Annotated in this window: 16 protein-coding genes; 10 read left to right on the top strand and 6 right to left on the bottom strand. The window is 65.4% G+C overall.

Annotation, left to right across the window (positions count from 1 at the left end):
• The coding region (locus NTD82_RS09725) for an autotransporter outer membrane beta-barrel domain-containing protein (RefSeq protein WP_262128618.1) at positions 1-211 on the top strand (211 nt) is incomplete at its 5' end.
• Positions 212-305: 94 nt separating this feature from the next.
• Here NTD82_RS09725 and dmpG read toward each other — a convergent pair.
• The 4 genes from dmpG to NTD82_RS09705 all read right to left on the bottom strand — a co-directional run bounded on the left by dmpG (position 306) and on the right by NTD82_RS09705 (position 3,927).
• A complete protein-coding gene (dmpG, locus tag NTD82_RS09720; protein ID WP_095158401.1) occupies positions 306-1,328 on the bottom strand; it encodes a 4-hydroxy-2-oxovalerate aldolase in 1,023 nt (340 codons plus the stop codon).
• Positions 1,329-1,338: 10 nt separating this feature from the next.
• Positions 1,339-2,262: an acetaldehyde dehydrogenase (acetylating) gene (locus tag NTD82_RS09715; RefSeq protein ID WP_262128617.1), complete on the bottom strand. Its 924-nt coding sequence runs from the start codon at positions 2,260-2,262 to the stop codon at positions 1,339-1,341.
• A 22-nt stretch (positions 2,263-2,284) separates the two neighbouring features.
• The gene (locus tag NTD82_RS09710) at positions 2,285-3,076 is read right to left on the bottom strand and encodes a fumarylacetoacetate hydrolase family protein (RefSeq protein WP_262128616.1); all 792 of its coding nucleotides are present in this window, start codon (positions 3,074-3,076) and stop codon (positions 2,285-2,287) included.
• 77 nt (positions 3,077-3,153) lie between these two features.
• Positions 3,154-3,927 (bottom strand): glucose 1-dehydrogenase, encoded by a 774-nt coding sequence (locus NTD82_RS09705; RefSeq protein ID WP_262128615.1) that lies wholly within the window; start codon positions 3,925-3,927, stop codon positions 3,154-3,156.
• Positions 3,928-4,100: 173 nt separating this feature from the next.
• Between NTD82_RS09705 and NTD82_RS09700 the strand changes: the two genes are divergently transcribed.
• From NTD82_RS09700 to NTD82_RS09675, 6 genes are all read left to right on the top strand, one after another.
• Entirely contained in the window at positions 4,101-4,556 is a 456-nt protein-coding gene (locus tag NTD82_RS09700) for an REP-associated tyrosine transposase (protein ID WP_262128614.1), read from the top strand.
• A gap of 342 nt (positions 4,557-4,898) precedes the next feature.
• Positions 4,899-6,086 carry an acyl-CoA dehydrogenase family protein gene (locus NTD82_RS09695; protein WP_262128613.1) on the top strand — a complete coding sequence of 396 codons (1,188 nt, stop codon included), beginning with the start codon at positions 4,899-4,901 and terminating at the stop codon, positions 6,084-6,086.
• A 65-nt stretch (positions 6,087-6,151) separates the two neighbouring features.
• Positions 6,152-7,174, top strand: a complete 1,023-nt coding sequence (locus tag NTD82_RS09690) for a ferredoxin--NADP reductase (RefSeq protein ID WP_095158407.1) — start codon at positions 6,152-6,154, stop codon at positions 7,172-7,174.
• A gap of 14 nt (positions 7,175-7,188) precedes the next feature.
• Positions 7,189-8,796, top strand: a complete 1,608-nt coding sequence (locus tag NTD82_RS09685) for a FadD3 family acyl-CoA ligase (protein ID WP_262128619.1) — start codon at positions 7,189-7,191, stop codon at positions 8,794-8,796.
• Between the two features lie 87 nt (positions 8,797-8,883).
• Positions 8,884-10,536 (top strand): DUF1302 domain-containing protein, encoded by a 1,653-nt coding sequence (locus NTD82_RS09680; protein ID WP_262128612.1) that lies wholly within the window; start codon positions 8,884-8,886, stop codon positions 10,534-10,536.
• 61 nt (positions 10,537-10,597) lie between these two features.
• Positions 10,598-11,827: an NADH:flavin oxidoreductase gene (locus tag NTD82_RS09675; protein WP_262128611.1), complete on the top strand. Its 1,230-nt coding sequence runs from the start codon at positions 10,598-10,600 to the stop codon at positions 11,825-11,827.
• Between the two features lie 328 nt (positions 11,828-12,155).
• Here the strand turns inward: NTD82_RS09675 and NTD82_RS09670 are convergent, their stop codons facing one another.
• Positions 12,156-13,142 (bottom strand): ribonuclease T2 family protein, encoded by a 987-nt coding sequence (locus NTD82_RS09670; RefSeq protein ID WP_262128610.1) that lies wholly within the window; start codon positions 13,140-13,142, stop codon positions 12,156-12,158.
• A gap of 137 nt (positions 13,143-13,279) precedes the next feature.
• Entirely contained in the window at positions 13,280-14,113 is an 834-nt protein-coding gene (locus tag NTD82_RS09665) for an alpha/beta fold hydrolase (RefSeq protein WP_262128609.1), read from the bottom strand.
• A 256-nt stretch (positions 14,114-14,369) separates the two neighbouring features.
• On the opposite strand from NTD82_RS09665, the gene NTD82_RS09660 reads away from it, so the two are divergent.
• The 3 genes from NTD82_RS09660 to NTD82_RS09650 are packed head-to-tail and all read left to right on the top strand — an operon-like array spanning position 14,370 to position 16,519.
• Entirely contained in the window at positions 14,370-15,104 is a 735-nt protein-coding gene (locus tag NTD82_RS09660; RefSeq protein WP_262128608.1) for an SDR family NAD(P)-dependent oxidoreductase, read from the top strand.
• Between the two features lie 9 nt (positions 15,105-15,113).
• The gene (locus tag NTD82_RS09655) at positions 15,114-15,887 is read left to right on the top strand and encodes an SDR family NAD(P)-dependent oxidoreductase (RefSeq protein WP_262128607.1); all 774 of its coding nucleotides are present in this window, start codon (positions 15,114-15,116) and stop codon (positions 15,885-15,887) included.
• Positions 15,884-16,519, top strand: a complete 636-nt coding sequence (locus NTD82_RS09650; RefSeq protein ID WP_095158414.1) for a nuclear transport factor 2 family protein — start codon at positions 15,884-15,886, stop codon at positions 16,517-16,519. Before NTD82_RS09655 ends, NTD82_RS09650 begins: the two co-directional genes overlap by 4 nt.
• The last annotated feature ends 250 nt before the right edge of the window (positions 16,520-16,769 follow it).

Raw genomic sequence — 16,769 nt, 5'->3', positions numbered from 1 at the left:
CACCACGCCGGACGCCGACCTGCGCTTCGTCGACGGCGGCGCGGCGTTCAGCACCCAAGGCGTACCGATCGCCAAGGATGCGGCGGTGGTCGAGGCGGGGCTGGATGTGAGTGTTGGCGCGGCGGGCAAGCTGGGTGTTGGTTATTCGGGACAATTGTCCAGCGATAACCGGGACCATGCGGTGACTGTGAGCTTCAGCATGGGCTTCTAGGGCCTAAATCGCTGGCAAGCCAGCTTCCACAGATTCAGCACTGAACTTGAGACTTGTGCAGTATCTGTGGGAGCCGGGCTTGCCGGCGATGCTCTTAACCGCGCTGCCGCGCCAGCGTCATCGCGGTATCTTCAATCATGTCCTCCTGCCCGCCGACCATCCCGCGTCGGCCCATCTCCACGAGAATCTCCCGCGCCGACACGCCGTATTTCTTCTCGGCACGCTTGGCAAACAACAGGAACGAACCGTAGACCCCGGCAAAGCCCATGGTCAGGGCATCGCGGTCGCTGCGGATCGGGAAGTCCATGATCGGCACCACCAAATCCTCGGCCACGTCCTGGATCTGGAACAGGTTGACGCCGGTCTCGATCCCCATCCGTTCACACACCGCGACCAACACTTCCATCGGCGTATTGCCGGCACCGGCACCAAGTCCGGCACAGGCGGCATCGATGCGGGTGGCGCCCGCGGCAATGGCGGCGATGGAGTTGGACACGCCCATCGACAGGTTGTGGTGGCCGTGGAAGCCGATTTCGGTTTCCGGGTTGAGCGCGGCACGCAGGGTGGCGACGCGCACGCTCACGTCCTCGGGCAACAGGTAACCCGCCGAGTCGGTGAGGTAGATGCAGTTGGCACCGTAGCTCTCCATCAACTTGCCCTGTTTCGCCAGGCCCTCGGGGCTGTTCATGTGGGCCATCATCAGGAACCCGACCGTGTCCAGGCCCAGCTTGCGGGCGTGGGTAATGTGCTGCTCGCTGACATCCGCCTCGGTGCAGTGGGTGGCCACGCGAAGGGTGGAAACCCCGAGTTCATGGGCCATCTTCAGGTGATCGACGGTGCCGATGCCGGGCAGTAGCAGGGCGGAGACTTTCGCCTGCTTCATCAACGGGATCACCGCCGACAGGTAGGCTTCGTCGCTGTGGGCCGGGAAACCGTAGTTCACCGAGCTGCCGCCGAGGCCGTCGCCGTGGGTGACTTCGATCAGCGGGATGCCGGCGGCATCGAGGCCGCAGGCGATGTCTTTCATCTGTTGCAGGCTGATCTGGTGACGCTTGGGGTGCATGCCGTCACGCAGGCACATGTCGTGTACGGTGATGCGCTTGCCACGAAGGTCCATGGTTTTCTCCTTAGGCGTGGGCGGGCTGGACGGCGCGCAATTGCAGCTCGCCCTTGAGGATGGCTTCGGCGTACATCTCGGCGGTGCGGGCGGCGGCGGCGGTCATGATGTCGAGGTTGCCGGCGTACTTGGGCAAGTAGTCGCCCAGGCCCTCGACCTCCATGAACACCGAAACCCGGTTGCCGTCGAACACCGGCCCGTTGACCAGCTTGTAGCCCGGCACATAGCGCTGCACCTCGGCGATCATCGCGTCGATGGCCGCGCGAATGGCGTCCTGGTCAGGCTCGTCTTCGGTCAGGCAGTGCACGGTGTCGCGCATGATCAGCGGCGGCTCGGCCGGGTTGATGATGATGATCGCCTTGCCTTTTTTCGCGCCGCCGACTTTCTCGATGGCACTGGCGGTGGTGCGGGTGAATTCGTCGATGTTCTTGCGCGTGCCAGGGCCCACCGATTTCGACGCCGCAGTGGCGATGATCTCGGCATACGCCACCGGCTGCACGCTGGACACCGCCGCCACCAGCGGGATGGTGGCCTGGCCGCCGCAGGTGACCATATTGACGTTCATCAGCCCCAGGCCGAGGTTGGCCTTGAGGTTGACCGGCGGCACGCAGTAGGGGCCGATCGCCGCGGGCGTCAGGTCGATCATCAGCACGCCGAGTTCATTCAGCTTGCGGCTGTTTTCCGCGTGGACGTAGGCCGAGGTGGCGTCGAAAGCGATCTGGATGTTGTCGTCAAGCACGTGCGGCAGCAGCCCGTCGACGCCGTCCGCGGTGGTTTTCAGGCCCAGTTCGCGGGCGCGCGCGAGGCCTTCGGAGGTGGCGTCGATGCCGACCATCCACACCGGTTCCAGTACCTCGCTGCGCTTGAGTTTGTACAGCAGGTCGGTGCCGATATTGCCCGGCCCGATCAGCGCGCATCTGATTTTCTTGCTCATCGTCTGTGGCTCCCCAGGGTACTCAAGGTATGAAGCGCAGGCTGGACTGGCCCAGCCCGCTCATGGAAAGACTGATGCGATCACCGGCGGTGACCGGCACCAGCGGCGCCAGGGCGCCGGAAAGAATGATTTCGCCACGGCGAAACGGAATGCCCAGCTCGCCCAGGGTGTTGGCCAGCCAGGCCACCGCCGCGCAGGGATGCCCCTGTACCGCCGAGCCGAAGCCGCTGCCGGCGGGCACGCCGTTCTTCAGCAGGTGCATTTCGACGCGGGCCAGGTCCAGCTCGCGTGGGTCGATACGCTGGGTGCCGAGGGCGAATACGCCGCAGGAGGCGTTGTCGGCGACCGTGTCCTGGATGCGGATCTGCCAGTTGTCGATCCGCGAATCGACGATCTCGAAGCACGGCATCACCGACTCGGTCGCGGCGAGCACGTCGTCGGCGCTGATGCCGGGACCGTGCAGGTCCTCGGCGAGGACAAAGGCGATCTCGCCCTCGGCCCGGGGCTGGATCAGGTGGTAGCGGGCCAGGCTGACATCGCTGCCATCGGCCACTTGCATGGCGTTGGTGAGGAAACCGAAATCGGGCTGATGCACGTCGAGCATCTCTTGCACGGCGCGGCTGGTGACGCCGATTTTCTTGCCTACCACGTGCTCGCCGAGGGCTTCGCGACGTTGCAGGAAACGCAGGGAAATACGGTAGGCGTCATCCAGGGTGATATCTGGAAAGCGCTCGCTCAGCGGCGCGAGGGTCTTGCGGCTGCGCAGGGCGTGGAACAGCTCGGCGCCGAGGGCATCGATCAAATGGGCGTCCATGACGGGGCTCTTTCTGCAGGAAGAAAAAAGGCCGGCCCCAACGGGTTCAAGGTGCCGGCCAAAAAGGGGAAGCGGTGTCAGCCGACCCAGACGCTGGAATCGGCGCCGCCATCGACATCGATGATCTTGCCGGTGACCCAGGCCGAGGCCGGGCTGGCCAGGTACAGCGCGGCGGCGGCGATGTCCTCGGGGGTGCCCAGGCACTTGAGCGGGGTGTTGGCTTCCATGGTCTGGCGCATGGCGGCGGGCATCACCCCGGCGAGGGCGTCGGTCAGGGTCGGGCCCGGCGCCACGGCGTTGACCCGCACCTGCGGGGCGAAATCCTGGGCCAGCAGACGGGTCAGGTGGCTGAGGGCGGCCTTGGCGCTGCCGTAGGCGCTGAAGTGACGCTGCGAATAACGCGCCGCCACCGAACTGACGTTGATGATGTTGCCGCCACCGGCCTCGCGCATCAGCGGCACACAGAGCTGGCAGAAGGCGTAGGCGGTGGACACGTTGAACCGCAGGATCTCGTCGAACTGTTCCGGGCTCAACTGCAGCGGGTCATTGGGCCCGCCACCGCCAACGTTGTTCACCAGATGGGTGATGCGGCCAAGTTGCTCGTGGCTCTGGCGGACCAGGGCCTGGCGTTGTTCGCTGTCGTTGACATCGCAGGCGATGGCCAGAGCGCGCCGGCCGAGGGCGCGGACCTCGGCGGCAACCGCCTCCACATCGGCCAGCGAACGCGCCGAACAGACCACATCGGCGCCGGCCTCGGCATAGGCCAGGGCAATCGCGCGGCCGATTCCACGGCCACTGCCGGTGACAATGGCGACGCTACCGTCCAGTTGGAATCGCTTGAGGATAGTCATGGGCTGTCCCTTCTCCTGTGGTTTGGATGATGGAAGGGACTATGGCCGGGGCGGGGATTTGGGGGCATCGTCTCAATGGACTAGCGGGATGGAGTGAAATATGTGGAACCACTGATGCTCGGCCGTTGATCCGGCGGTGCACTAGGTTGGGGTCTCTATTGCAGGAGGCTGATATGGATCGTCCACACAACAAGCGTTTGCGCCATGGTCGTTTTTCCGAGCAGGGGCGTTTGTATCTTCTGACCACTACGGTTACGGACAGGGTCCCGATTTTTCATGAGATGCGCCTGGCGAGACTGGTAATTGGACAGTTCCGGCAAGTGCAGGATGAGGGGCTGGCGAATTCGTTGGCCTGGGTTGTAATGCCTGACCATATTCACTGGTTGATAGAGCTGCGGCAGACCAGCCTCAACACGCTGATGCAGCGCTTCAAGTCGCGTAGCGCCCGCCTGGTCAACGCGGCGGGCGGGCGCCAGGGCCGGCTGTGGCAGCCGGGCTTTCATGATCGGGCGTTGCGCCGGGAGGACGATATTCTCGAGGTTGCGCGGTACATCGTGGCCAATCCTTTGAGGGCTGGGCTTGTGCGGCATTTGGGTGATTATCCGCATTGGGATGCCGTGTGGTTGTAAGTCCATCGCGAGCAAGCTCGCTCCTACAGGTAGATGGCTCACAGACAAACCGAACCCGGTAGGAGCGAGCTTGCTCGCGATACGCGCCGCGCGGAGGCCGCTCGCCCCCCCCAAGTCCATCGCAAGCAAGCTCGCTCCTACAGGTAGATGTCTCACAGACAAGCCGAGCCCGGTAGGAGCGAGCTTGCTCGCGATACGTGCCGCGCGGAGGCCGCTCGCCCCCCCAACTCCGCCCATCACAATCAAGCCCTAGTCCGCTTTGACGATGAACGACCCCGCCCGCGAATCCGATCATCCCCCTCAGCTTGCGCAAGGGCGCAATCAGATCGGGAGAGTTGAGCGATGTACAGCATGCGTGACAAGAATGAAGAAGAAGTCGAGCTGATCGAGCGGGCACGACGCCTGGTGCCGTTGCTCAAGGAGCGCGCCGCGCAGGCCGAGCGCGAGCAGCGGGTGCCGGACGAGAGCATCATCGAGCTGCAATCCGCCGGTCTGTTGCGCGCGCTGCAACCCCGCGCTTTCGGCGGCTACGAGGTCGACCCGCGGACCTTTTTCGAAATCCAGATGATCCTCGCCGAAGGCTGCATGTCCACCGCCTGGATCTACGGTGTGATGGGCGTGCACCCCTGGCAATTGGCGCGCTACCCGATCGAGGCGCAGCGCGAGGTCTGGGCCAATGACCACGGCGCGCTGATTTCTTCCACTTACATGCCGGCGGCCAAGGTCACGGTGGTGGAGGGCGGCTACCGCATCAGCGGACGCTGGGGCTTCTCCAGCGGCAGCGAGCACTGCCAGTGGGTGTTCCTCGGCGGCATCCTGCCGGCCGACGGCGATTTCACCAGCGAGCACGGCACCTTCCTGCTGCCGCGCCAGGACTACCGCATTGAGCACAACTGGGACGTGCTGGGCCTGCGCGGCACCGGCAGCCACGACATCGTGGTCGAGGACGCGTTTGTCCCGGCGCACCGCGTGCAGCGCACCAACAACTGGCGGATCGAAGCCACCCCGGGCCGCCTGGTCAACACCAACCCGATCTACGCCATTCCCTTCGCTCAGGTGTTTTCCCGTGCGGTTTCGACCTCGGCCATCGGCGCGCTGCAAGGGGCGATCAACGAGTTCCGCGCCAATGCCGCTGCGCACATCGGCAAGCACGGTGCGCGCACCGCGGACGACCCGGTGGCGCAAATCTCGGTGGCCGAGGCGGTGATCACCGTCGATGCCCTCAAGCTGGTGCTGGAGCGCAACTACGACCACCTGATGAGCCTGGCCTGCGCCGGCGAGTACCCGGACACCGAAACCCGCCTGCTGTATCGCTATCAGTCGTCCTATGTGACCAACGTCTGCGCCGACCGGGTCAACGACCTGCTGCGCAGCATGGCCGCGTCCGGGTTGTACAACAGCAACCCGGTGGCGCGGCTGTTCCGCGACCTGCACCAGGCCCGCGGCCACATCGCCAACAACTTCATGGCCTACGGGCGCAGCTTCGGCGCGGTGCAACTGGGCCTGCCCAACCCGGACCCGTTCGTCTGAGGCCCATCCCATCGCGCGTCTGCCTGCCTGTGCCGCACAGGCAGGTCGCCCGGAGTACCTGAACCATGAATGACTATCTGAGCTTGCGCGTGGCGCGGGTGATCGAGGAAACGGTCGACGCCCGCTCGCTGGTGTTCGACATCCCCGAGCACCTGGCCGAGCGTTTTCGTTATCAACCCGGGCAGTTCCTGACCCTGCGGGTGCCGTTCGAAGGCGGCTGGCTGCCGCGTTGCTATTCGCTGTCGAGCACGCCGTTGCTGGACGAGCCGTTGCGGGTGACGGTCAAGCGCGTGCGCGAGGGTCGCGCCTCCAACTGGCTGTGCGAAGAACTGCAGGAAGGCCAGACCCTGGAAGTGCTGCCGCCCGCCGGGGTGTTCGTGCCGCGCTCGCTGGACAGCGATCTGCTGCTGTTCGGTGGCGGCAGCGGCGTGACGCCGGTGCTGTCGATCCTGCGCTCGGCCTTGCTCGCCGGCACCGGCAGGATCCTGCTGATCTACGCCAACCGCGACGAGCAGTCGGTGATCTTCCGCGACGAGCTGCGCTTCCTCGCCAACGCCCATCCGCAGCGCCTGCAGATCGTCCATTGGCTGGACTCGGTGCAAGGCGTGCCGGCCACGGCGCAACTGGCCGAACTGGCGCGCCCGTTTATCGATGCCCAGGCCTTTATCTGCGGCCCGGCGCCGTTCATGGATGCCGCGGTGGCCGCGCTGAAAAGCCTCGGCATGCCCACTGGCCGGGTGCATGTCGAGCGTTTCGTCTCGCTGCCGGGCGAAGGTGAAGCGTTGCCGCTGGTAGTGAGCGAGGCGGCGATGGCCGCGCAACTGGCGGTGCGTCTGGACGGCGAGGACTACGAGTTGCCCTGCGACAGCGGCGAAACCGTGCTCGACGCCATGCAGCGCGCCGGCCTCAACCCGCCCAGCGCCTGCCGCGTCGGCGGCTGCGCCTCGTGCATGTGCACCCTGGAAAGCGGCGCGGTCGACCTGCTGCACAACGATGCGCTGGACGCAGGCGAACTGGCCGAGGGCTGGATTCTCGCCTGCCAGGCCGTGCCCACCACCGCGCAATTGCGTATCCGCTTCCCCGAATGATGAGCGAGTCGATGATGATCCCGAGCCAGAACCCCGTCGCAGCCGATACCGGTGCGCCCGCCAGCATCGCCCGGATGCTGTTCGACAGCGCGCGGCGTTTCGCCGGGCGCAGCGCCATCGAAGAAAACGGCGAATGCCTGGACTATGCCGACCTGCCCGAGCAGGTCCTGACCATCACCCGCGGCCTGATGGCCCTGGGCATCCAGGCTGGCGACCGCATCGGCCTGTGGGCGCCGAACAGCCGCCAGTGGATCCTCGCGGCGCTAGGTATTCACTGCGCCGGCGCGGTGCTGGTGCCGGTCAACACGCGCATGAAAGGCGCCGAAGCCGCCGACATTCTCGAACGCAGCGGCTGCCGCGTGCTGTTCGTGCAGCGGCAGTTTCTCGATGTCGATTACACCGCGCTGCTCGAACCCCATCGCCCGGCGAGCCTGGAGCATCAGGTGATCTTCGATGTCGAGCGCGCCACCGACGCCCGTGACCTCGGCTTCAGACAGTTTCTCACCGGCGCCCTGACCATCGAAAAACTCACCGCCGAGCGCCGCGCCTTGTCGATCGGGCCGGACGCCATGTGCGACCTGCTGTTCACCTCCGGCACCACCGGCAAACCCAAGGGCGTGATGAGTGCCCACGGCCAGAACCTGCGGGCGTTTGGCGAATACGTGCGGGTCATCGGCCTGGTGCCGGGGGACCGCTACCTGATCGTCAACCCGTTCTTCCACGCTTTCGGCTACAAGGCCGGCTGGCTGACCTGCCTGATCGCCGGGGCGACCATCCTGCCCCATGCGGTGTTCGACGCCGACGCGGTGTTCCAGCGCATCGCCAACGAACGCATCAGCGTGCTGCCGGGGGCGCCGACCCTGTACCTGTCGCTGCTGGCCCACCCACGGTTGGCCGAGACGGACCTGTCCAGCCTGCGTATCGCCGTGACCGGCTCGGCGAGCATTCCGCCAAGCCTGATCGAGCGGATGCGCAACGAGCTGGGCTTCAGCGTGGTGACCACCGCCTACGGCCTGACCGAATGCGGTGGGCTGGCGACCCTGTGTGACCCCGGCGACAGCGCCGAGACCATCGCCGGCACCAGCGGCCGGCCGTTGTCCGGCACCGAAGTGAGCATCCGCGACCCGCAGAACCAGGCACTGGCCCAAGGCGACAGCGGGGAAATCTGCCTGCGCGGCTTCCATGTGATGCAGGGCTATTTCGAGAACCCCGAGGCCACCCGCGAGGCGATCGACGCCGACGGCTGGCTGCACACCGGCGACGTCGGCCGGCTCGACCCGCAGGGCAACCTGGTGATCACCGATCGCCTCAAGGACATGTACATCGTCGGCGGCTTCAACTGTTACCCGGCGGAAATCGAAGCGGCGCTGATCGCCCACCCGGCCATCGCCCAGGTCGCGGTCATCGGCATTCCCGATGCGCGCATGGGTGAGGTCGGCTGCGCCTGCGTGGTGCTGCGCGAAGGCCGGCAACTGGAGGAGGGCGAGCTGATCGCCTGGAGCCGCGAGCGCATGGCCAATTACAAGGTGCCGCGCAGCGTGCGGCTGTTCCCGGCGCTGCCGCTCAACGCCTCGGCCAAGGTGGCGAAGAACGAGCTGCGTGCGTTGGTGGGCAACGGCTGATTTTCACCAAACGGACGATGTGCCGGCGCGGGCGCTGTTCCAGGCTGCGCCGGCAAGCCCCAAAACAACAAGAAAGGAGAAAGGAGCATGTCTTTGCCCAAGCGGATCGCCACCCGTGATGTTCGTCGTCGCAGCCTGCTGGCACTGGCCGTCGGCCTTGCCAGTGGCGCGGCCAGCGCCGGCCCGAGCTTCGAGCTGGGGGACAACACCACCCTCGACACCTCGCTGACGGTCAACTACACCGCCTCGATGCGTACCGGCAAGCCGGCCCACGAGTACCTCAACGACCTCAATAACGACGACGGCACGCGCAACTTCAAACGCGGCGCGCTGATCAACAACCGCGTCAGCCTGTTCGGCGAAATGCTGCTCAAGCACGACAACCTCGGCGCGGTGTTGCGCGGCAGCCACTTCTACGACGACGTCTATCACCAGCGCAACGACAACGACTCGCCCGGCACGGTGAACAAGGTCGGCCGCGCCGACGGTTTCAGCGACGACACCCGCCGCCTCAGCGGCAGCAAGGCGCGGCTGCTGGACGCCTATGTCTACGGCAACTTCGACATCGGCGACACCCAGTACCTGTCGGTCAAGGCCGGCCGCCACCTGGTGGCCTGGGGCGAGAGCCTGTTCTGGGCCAACATCAGCCAGGGCCAGGCGCCGGTCGACGCCACCAAATTCAACGTGCCGGGCACCGAGGCCAAGGACTCCTACCTGCCGGTGGGACAGGTTTCGGGGTCCTGGTCGCTGAACGAAGACCTGGCGCTGGTGGGCTTCTACCAGTACGAGTGGGAAAAGACCCAGCTCAACCCGGTGGGCGACTACTTCGGCAGCGACACCTTCGGCCCAGGCGCCGAGTTCTTCCGCCTGGCGCCCGGCGTGATCGCCAACCTGCCGGACAAGAGCTTCACCGGGGTCAATTACGCCGGCGAACTCAAGCCGCGCGACAGCGGCCAATGGGGCCTGGGCGTGCGCTACCGGATCACCGAGAACACCGAAGTCGGGCTGTTCCACTACCGCTACCACGAGCGCGTCGGCTCGATGTTCTTCGACTTCAGCGGCACCACCGAATACTCGTCGCTCAAGCGCCTGGCGCGGCACAGCGGCGTGGAGTCGGCGCCGGCCTATCGCCTCGGCTACTTCGAGGACGTCGCGCTGACCGGTATCAGTTTCAGCTCGAAGATCGGCGATTCGGTGCAGTACGCCGGCGACCTCAGCTACCGCGACGGCGCCTCGGTGTACCTGGACAACGGCGCGCCGACCACCGGGCAAATCTGGCAGGGCAACCTCAACGCGTCGTACATCCTCGGCCCGAGCTTTATCGCCCAGCAGACCACCTTCATGGGTGAAGTGGTGCACCAGCGCATCGAGAGCGTCGACAAGCTGGTGGTCAGCGGCGGCGGGGCGGGTGTCGATGGCGTGTACGACAACTTCGAGTCGGCCACCCAGACCCGTGGCTCGACCCTCCTCGGGATCGGCGCCTACATGGACTACCCGTCCATCGCCAACGGCCTGGACCTGACCACCAAAGTGGTGTGGACGCAGAACGTCGACGGCAGCGCCTACCAGGGCCTGGGCCGCGACGAGAAGCGCCTGACCGTGGGCGGCGACTTCAAGTACCTGGGCAACTTCCAGGTCGGCCTGACCTACGTGGCCTACCTCAGTTCGCCGGATATCGCCCAGGGCCGCCTGATGGCCGACCGCGACTACCTGTCGTTCAACGCCAAATACACCTTCTGACGCAATCGGCCACGCCCTGGCGGCGTGGCCGGTTTTGTTCGTCCAAACGTCGAGGCCTGTCATGCAAACCCGTTCCGCTCCATCGCCGTTCAGCCCCGTCACCATCGGCCCGCTGACCCTGAAAAACCGCTTTATCAAGGCCGCCACCAACGAAGGCATGAGTGCCAACGGCGTGCCCTCCAAACAACTGGCGGCATTGCACGCCAACCTCGCCGGCGGCGGCGTGGCCCTGACCACGGTGGCCTACTGCGCGGTCAGCAAGGACGGCCGCACCTTGCCCAACCAGTTGATCCTCGAACCGTCGAGCCTGCCGCACTTCAAGGCCCTGACCGAGGCCGTGCACGCCAAGGGCGGCCTGGCCAGCGCGCAGATCACCCACGGGGGTTGCTTCACCTTCATCCGCGAGCGCTCGACCAAACGACCGCTGTCGGCCAGCGGCGGCTTCAACAAGATCGGCATGATGAGCGGCATGTTCCTCAAGCAAGCCATGACCGAGAGCGATATGCAGCAGGTGGTCGAGGACTTCGCCCAGGGCGCGCGACTGGCCCGCGAGGCCGGCTTCGACGCGGTGGAAATCCACATGGGCCATGGCTACCTGCTCAGCCAGTTCATCTCGCCGCTGTACAACAAGCGGCGCGATCAATACGGCGGCAACCTCGAAAACCGCCTGCGCTTCCCGCGCCGGGTGCTGCGCGCGGTGCTCGACGCGGTGGGCCACGAGCTGGCGGTGATCTGCAAATACAGCATCACCGAAGGCGTGCGCGCCGGTAACAGCGCCGAAGACGGCGCCCGCATCGCGCGCCTGCTGGAAGAAGAGGGCGCGCACCTGCTGGTGCTCAGCGCCGGGATGAACGCCGAATCCATCACCACCATGTTCGGCTCGTCCTTCCCCAAGGAAAACCGCGTGCAACAGAAGAACCCGGTGATCGCCCTGGCCATGGCCATCCAGCGCATGACCGACCCGGTGGTGGAGTTCCGCGAGCTGTACCTGCTGGAACACGCGCGCAAGGTCCGCGCCGCGGTGAAAATGCCGCTGGCGTACCTGGGCGGCGCCAAGAGCCTGGGCAGCATCGAACAACTGATGAGTGAAGGCTTCGACCTGGTTGCCATGGGCCGGGCACTGATCGCCGAGCCGGGGTATGTGAACAAACTGGCCAATGGCGAGGGGCGCAGCAACAAATGCACGGCGTGCAACCGTTGCGTGGCGATGATGTATACGCCGGGCGGGACCTCGTGCGTGTTGGGGCAGCCGGGGGATGCTGCGTTGAATCGGGTGCCGGCGGCGGGCTAGGTGATGGGGCTGGGGCTGTGGGCTTATCTATTCGATAAAGTCTGGGGAAGCTGAGGACGCTATCGCCGGCAAGCCGGCTCCCACAGGGGACCCGAAGCGCAGCGTAGGGCCGGATGCAGGAGCCAGCGGTTTTCGTCTATTTTGCCAAGACAAAATGGACTCGCCGTAAAGGCGAAAGGGGCCGGCGGCTTTGCCAGATTCAATGGATAAGCTCATAGCCCTAGCGCCAACACCCAGGCCCAAGGTGGTCGCCTTATCGCGAGCAAGCTCGCTCCTACACATACATGCATATGCATGCACATGCATGCGCGTTCAGGCGCTGCGGCTATCAAGCGCCCGAACCACTGGCCTCGATCCGGATCCGGTCCGCTCGGCACTCACCGCGATCAGTCGCCTGGCGGGGCAGGAATGCCTGGCCGATAACGCCCTTCAACGTGCGCTCGCCCTTGAAGTCCTTCGGCAGCGACACCCGGATCTCCTCCAGGTAGTCACCGCTGCAGATCAGCAGAAAATTATTGCGCACGTCCTTGCTGCCAAACTCATCGGCCAGTTTCGAATAGAACTGCTCCCTGGACACTTCTCCACCGACGTTGCCGCGGACGTATTCTCCGGCCTGGGAGTCATTGAAGGACTTCAGCAAGTCCACCGCGAACCGGAAGTACGCGTCATCGGTCATGGCCGTCTGGCACACGCCGTGTTTCTTCCATTCGTAGTTGCCGAACTGCGTGCCGTAATGAAAGTTCGGCATCCACGGCGTGATGTAGTCCACGGTGTCGGCGGTCAGATCGAGGTCGGCGCCGTCGCACTTGCCGTAGTCAATCCCGCATTCCTGTTTGTTCGGCCACAGCCCGTGCAAGGTGAAGTGGTTGACCGTCAGCGCGCCGTCTTTCATGGCCTGGCACTCCGGTTTCGCCGGGCCGCCCTGGTCGTGTTCGCAAAAGCCTGGCTGCCAGGTCACGGCCAGCACATAGCTGTCGTATTGGTCGGGAATCCGGCACGCCTGCGATCCCGCTTCGGAGATCACCAGCCCGTCGACCTGGCCGCAGTCGGCGGCAACCCAGCGCAGGTCGTTCTTCCCCGCGCCGACCTTGACCCTGATCCACTGGTACTGCTCGCGGTTGACCTCGGCGATCCGGTAGGTCTGCCCCGGCTCGACGGAAAGGTCGCCAGGGTTGGTCCTGTTCTTGAACGATTGAAAGGCTTCGCAGCGCTGCGAGACGGAAAAGGTGCCCGCGCTGGTTTCCACGGCCAGGGCGTTATCGACGTTGACGAAGGTGAGCAAGGTTGCGAGGGCGAGTAAGGCCAGACGATCCATGGTTAGGTCCTGTGTCAGCAAACGGGTGCCTGTTGACGCGGGAGATTACCGTAGTCGTGGCCTGATGGCGCGGAGAAACCAAGGGGAGAAGGGGTGTGCCCGAGAGCAGTGTTTGCTGCTCCGGGCGGTGTCCTGACTCAACCGAACTGGAGGAACTCCACGCAACTGCGGTTGAACAACGCCCGGTGCTCGACCTGCACCCAGTGTCCGCACTGGTTCAGCACGATAAAGCGTGCCTTGGCCGCGCCATCGATGATGCGCTGGGCGCCGCTGACCGGGTTGAAATTGTCGTTGCTGCCCCAGAAACCGAGGATCGGGCACTGGATCTCGCCCAGCCGGCTTTCCATGTTCGGCACCATCATGGTGCTGAACAGGTTTTTCGGCTGGGTCACTGCCACCGCGACCCGTTCCTGCAGCAGGTCTTCCGGCAGGATCGAAGGATCGAACAGTTGCAGGCTCATCATGCTGCGCATTTCTTCCATGCCGATCGGGCCGGCATTGAACAGGCTGACCATGCGCAGGATGCCCGGCATCTGGAAGTAGGTTTCGCGCTCTTCGACGCCGCCTGGCGCCAGCAGGATGAGTTTTTCCGCCAGCTCCGGGTGACGCAGCGCCAGGCCCAGGGCGATGGCGCCGCCCAGCGAGTTGCCGAGCAGGGTGCAGCGACTGACGCCGATCTGCTGCAGGAACGTCCCCACGCAATCGACGAAGAAATCCAGGTTGTACTGCACGTCATCAGGCTTGTCGGAGCGGCCGAAGCCGGGCAGGTCGAGGAGGATGTTGCGGTAGCCGGCGGCGACGAAATCCGGCGCGTTGCCTTTGAAGTTGCTGTAGCCGCTGGCACCCGGGCCGCTGCCATGCAGCCAGAGCACCACGGGACCTTCGCCCTGGTCCAGGTAGTGCAGGCGCAGCCCGCCGGGCAGGGTCTGGTAATGGCCGACGGGCAAGGGCAGGTCTACGGATTGGTTCATGAGGTTCTCCAGGTCTGCGGATGGACGCGCAGACCGGCCGGGTGTGGTGGATGAGCGAAGGGGTAAGCCACACCCGGCCAGTGTGCGCCAGGGGATGCTCGGCCCTGCGCGGCGTCGCCACATCGTCCGTTCAGACCACATGGCCCGGCGGCGCCGCTAGTCCTGTTGGACGATGTTCGCCCCGGGGCGCCGGGCCAATCATGCCGGGGAGGGCTCGCTGTCCGCGGGTCGCGTCGAACATTCCAAGGAGAACGCTATGAAGCTGCAGAACAAGGTGGCCTTTGTCACCGGCGCCGGGCAGGGCATGGGCCAGGCCATCGTGCGCCGGTTCGTCGCCGAAGGGGCGAAAGTGGTGGCGGTGGACCTCGATCAACAGGCCCTGGCCGCCAGCCTGGCGGACCTCGGCGAGAACGTCCTGGCGCTGTCCTGCAACGTCGCCGACAGCGCGTCGGTGACCGATGCGATGGGCCAGGTCGAGGCGCGTTTCGGTGGCCTCGACATCGTCGTCAACAACGCCGGCGTCGGTGCCCTCGACAGCTTTCTCGATACCCCCGACGAAAGCTGGGCGCGGGTCATCAACGTCAACCTCGGCGGCACCTTCCTGTGTGCCCGCGAAGGCGCGCGGCTGATGCTCAAGGGCAAGCGCCAGGGCGCGATCATCAACCTCTCCAGCACCGCCGCGCTGACCGGCGAAGGCCCCAGCCATTACTGCGCGTCGAAGGCCGCGGTGATGGGCCTGACCCGTTCCATCGCCCGCGAACTGGCGGCCAGCGGCATCCGCGTCAACACCCTGGTGCCGGGCCCGACCAACACGCCGATGATGGCCGGCATCCCTGATGAACACATGCAGGCGCTGCTCAAGAACGTGCCGCTGGGGCGCATGTGCGAAACCGACGAGATCGCCCGGGTGGCGGTGTTCCTGGCCAGCGAAGACGCCAGTTTCATGACCGGTCAGAACGTTGCCGTCAACGGCGGCATGGCCTTTATCTGAGGAGTTTCCATGAGCAAGCGTCTGCAAGGAAAAATCGCCTTCGTCACCGGTGCCGGCTCCGGCATCGGTGAAGCCACCGCCCTGCGTTTCGCCGAGGAAGGCGCCACCGTGGTGCTTTGCGGGCGGCGTCCCGAACCACTGCAGGATCTCCAGGAACGAATCCAGGCGCTGGGCGGCCAGGCCGAAGTCGCGGTGGCCGATGTCAGCGACGAGCAAGCTTATGTCGCCGCGCTGGAAGCCACGGCCAAGCGCCATGGCCGCCTGGATATCCTGGTCAACAACGCCATGGCCTACACCTGGGGCGGCATCGACAGCATGACCACCGCCGACTGGCACGCCAACTTCAGCACCACGGTGGACGGCACCTTCTGGGGCACCCGCACCGCCATGCGCCTGATGCAGGCCAATGGCGGCGGCGCCATCGTCAACATTGCCTCGATCTGCGGCCTGTTCGGCACCGCCTGGATGGCCGGTTACTCGGCGGCCAAAGCGGCAGTGATCAACTTCAGCCGCGCCGCCGCCAGCGAAGGCGCGCCGCACAAGGTGCGCTGCAACGTGGTCATCCCCGGCGTGGTCGACACCCCGGCCACCGCCGGCATGCTCAGCGATGCCCGGACCCGCGCCAATACCGAGAAGGTCATCCCGATGAAACGCGTCGGCCTGCCGGTGGAGCTGGCCAACGCCATCCTGTTCCTGGCCAGCGACGAAGCGTCCTATGTCACCGGCGCGAGCCTGAGCGTGGACGGCGGGCGCAGCTCCGACCTGTACACGGTGCTGGAATGAGCCAGGACGACGCCTCGCTGCTGCAACGCATCGACCGCCTGGAATCGCTCGACGCCATCCGCCAGTTGGCCGGCAAGTACGCGCTGGCGCTGGACATGCGCGACATGGACGCCATGGCCAACTGCTTCGCCGCCGACGTGCGGGTGGGGCGCGACAAGAGCGGCCGCGCGCACCTCAAGGCGTGGCTGGACGAAACCATGCGCAAGCAGTTTCACGGCACCTCGCACCACCTGGGCCAGCACATCATCGAATTCAGCGACCCGGACCATGCCACCGGCGTGGTCTATTCGAAGAACGAGCATGAGACCGGGCCCGAGTGGGTGATCATGCAGATGCTCTACTGGGATGATTACGAGCGCATCGACGGACGCTGGTGCTTCCGCCGTCGGCTGCCGTGCTACTGGTACGCCACCGACCTCAACAAACCGCCGATCGGCGGCCTGAAAATGCGCTGGCCGGGGCGTGAACCCTATGCCGGCACCTTCCATGAACTGTTCCCGTCGTGGGACGGGTTCTGGGCCAACCGGCCGGACAAGGACGCCTTGCCACAGATCGCCGAGCCGGCGCCGCTGGAGGGGTTCTTGCAGACAATGCGACGGGGGGCGGGGGACCCGAAGATTCGGGTGCGATGAGAGAAGAGCAGAAAAGCCGTCGATTGACGGCTTTTTTGTCGTTGTCCTCTTGGGCCTCATCGCTGGCATCTACACAATTTATGTATGTGTCAGCCGACATGTCTTCAGCGCCCTTGAGATCGAGCGCCGCCCGCGCGGCGCATCGCGAGCGAGCTCGCTCCTACATCGGTTGCAACGTACCTATGCCTGTCAGGCCATGGTTGAACGCCTTGTTTGTACGACGCGGTATCGAGTCGACTTCAACAGCCTC

The organism is Pseudomonas sp. 5P_5.1_Bac1, assembly GCF_025466015.1.
Classification (GTDB): domain Bacteria; phylum Pseudomonadota; class Gammaproteobacteria; order Pseudomonadales; family Pseudomonadaceae; genus Aquipseudomonas.
The sequence above is the reverse complement of the archived record's forward strand: the minus strand, read 5'-3'. Positions and strand labels throughout refer to the sequence as shown.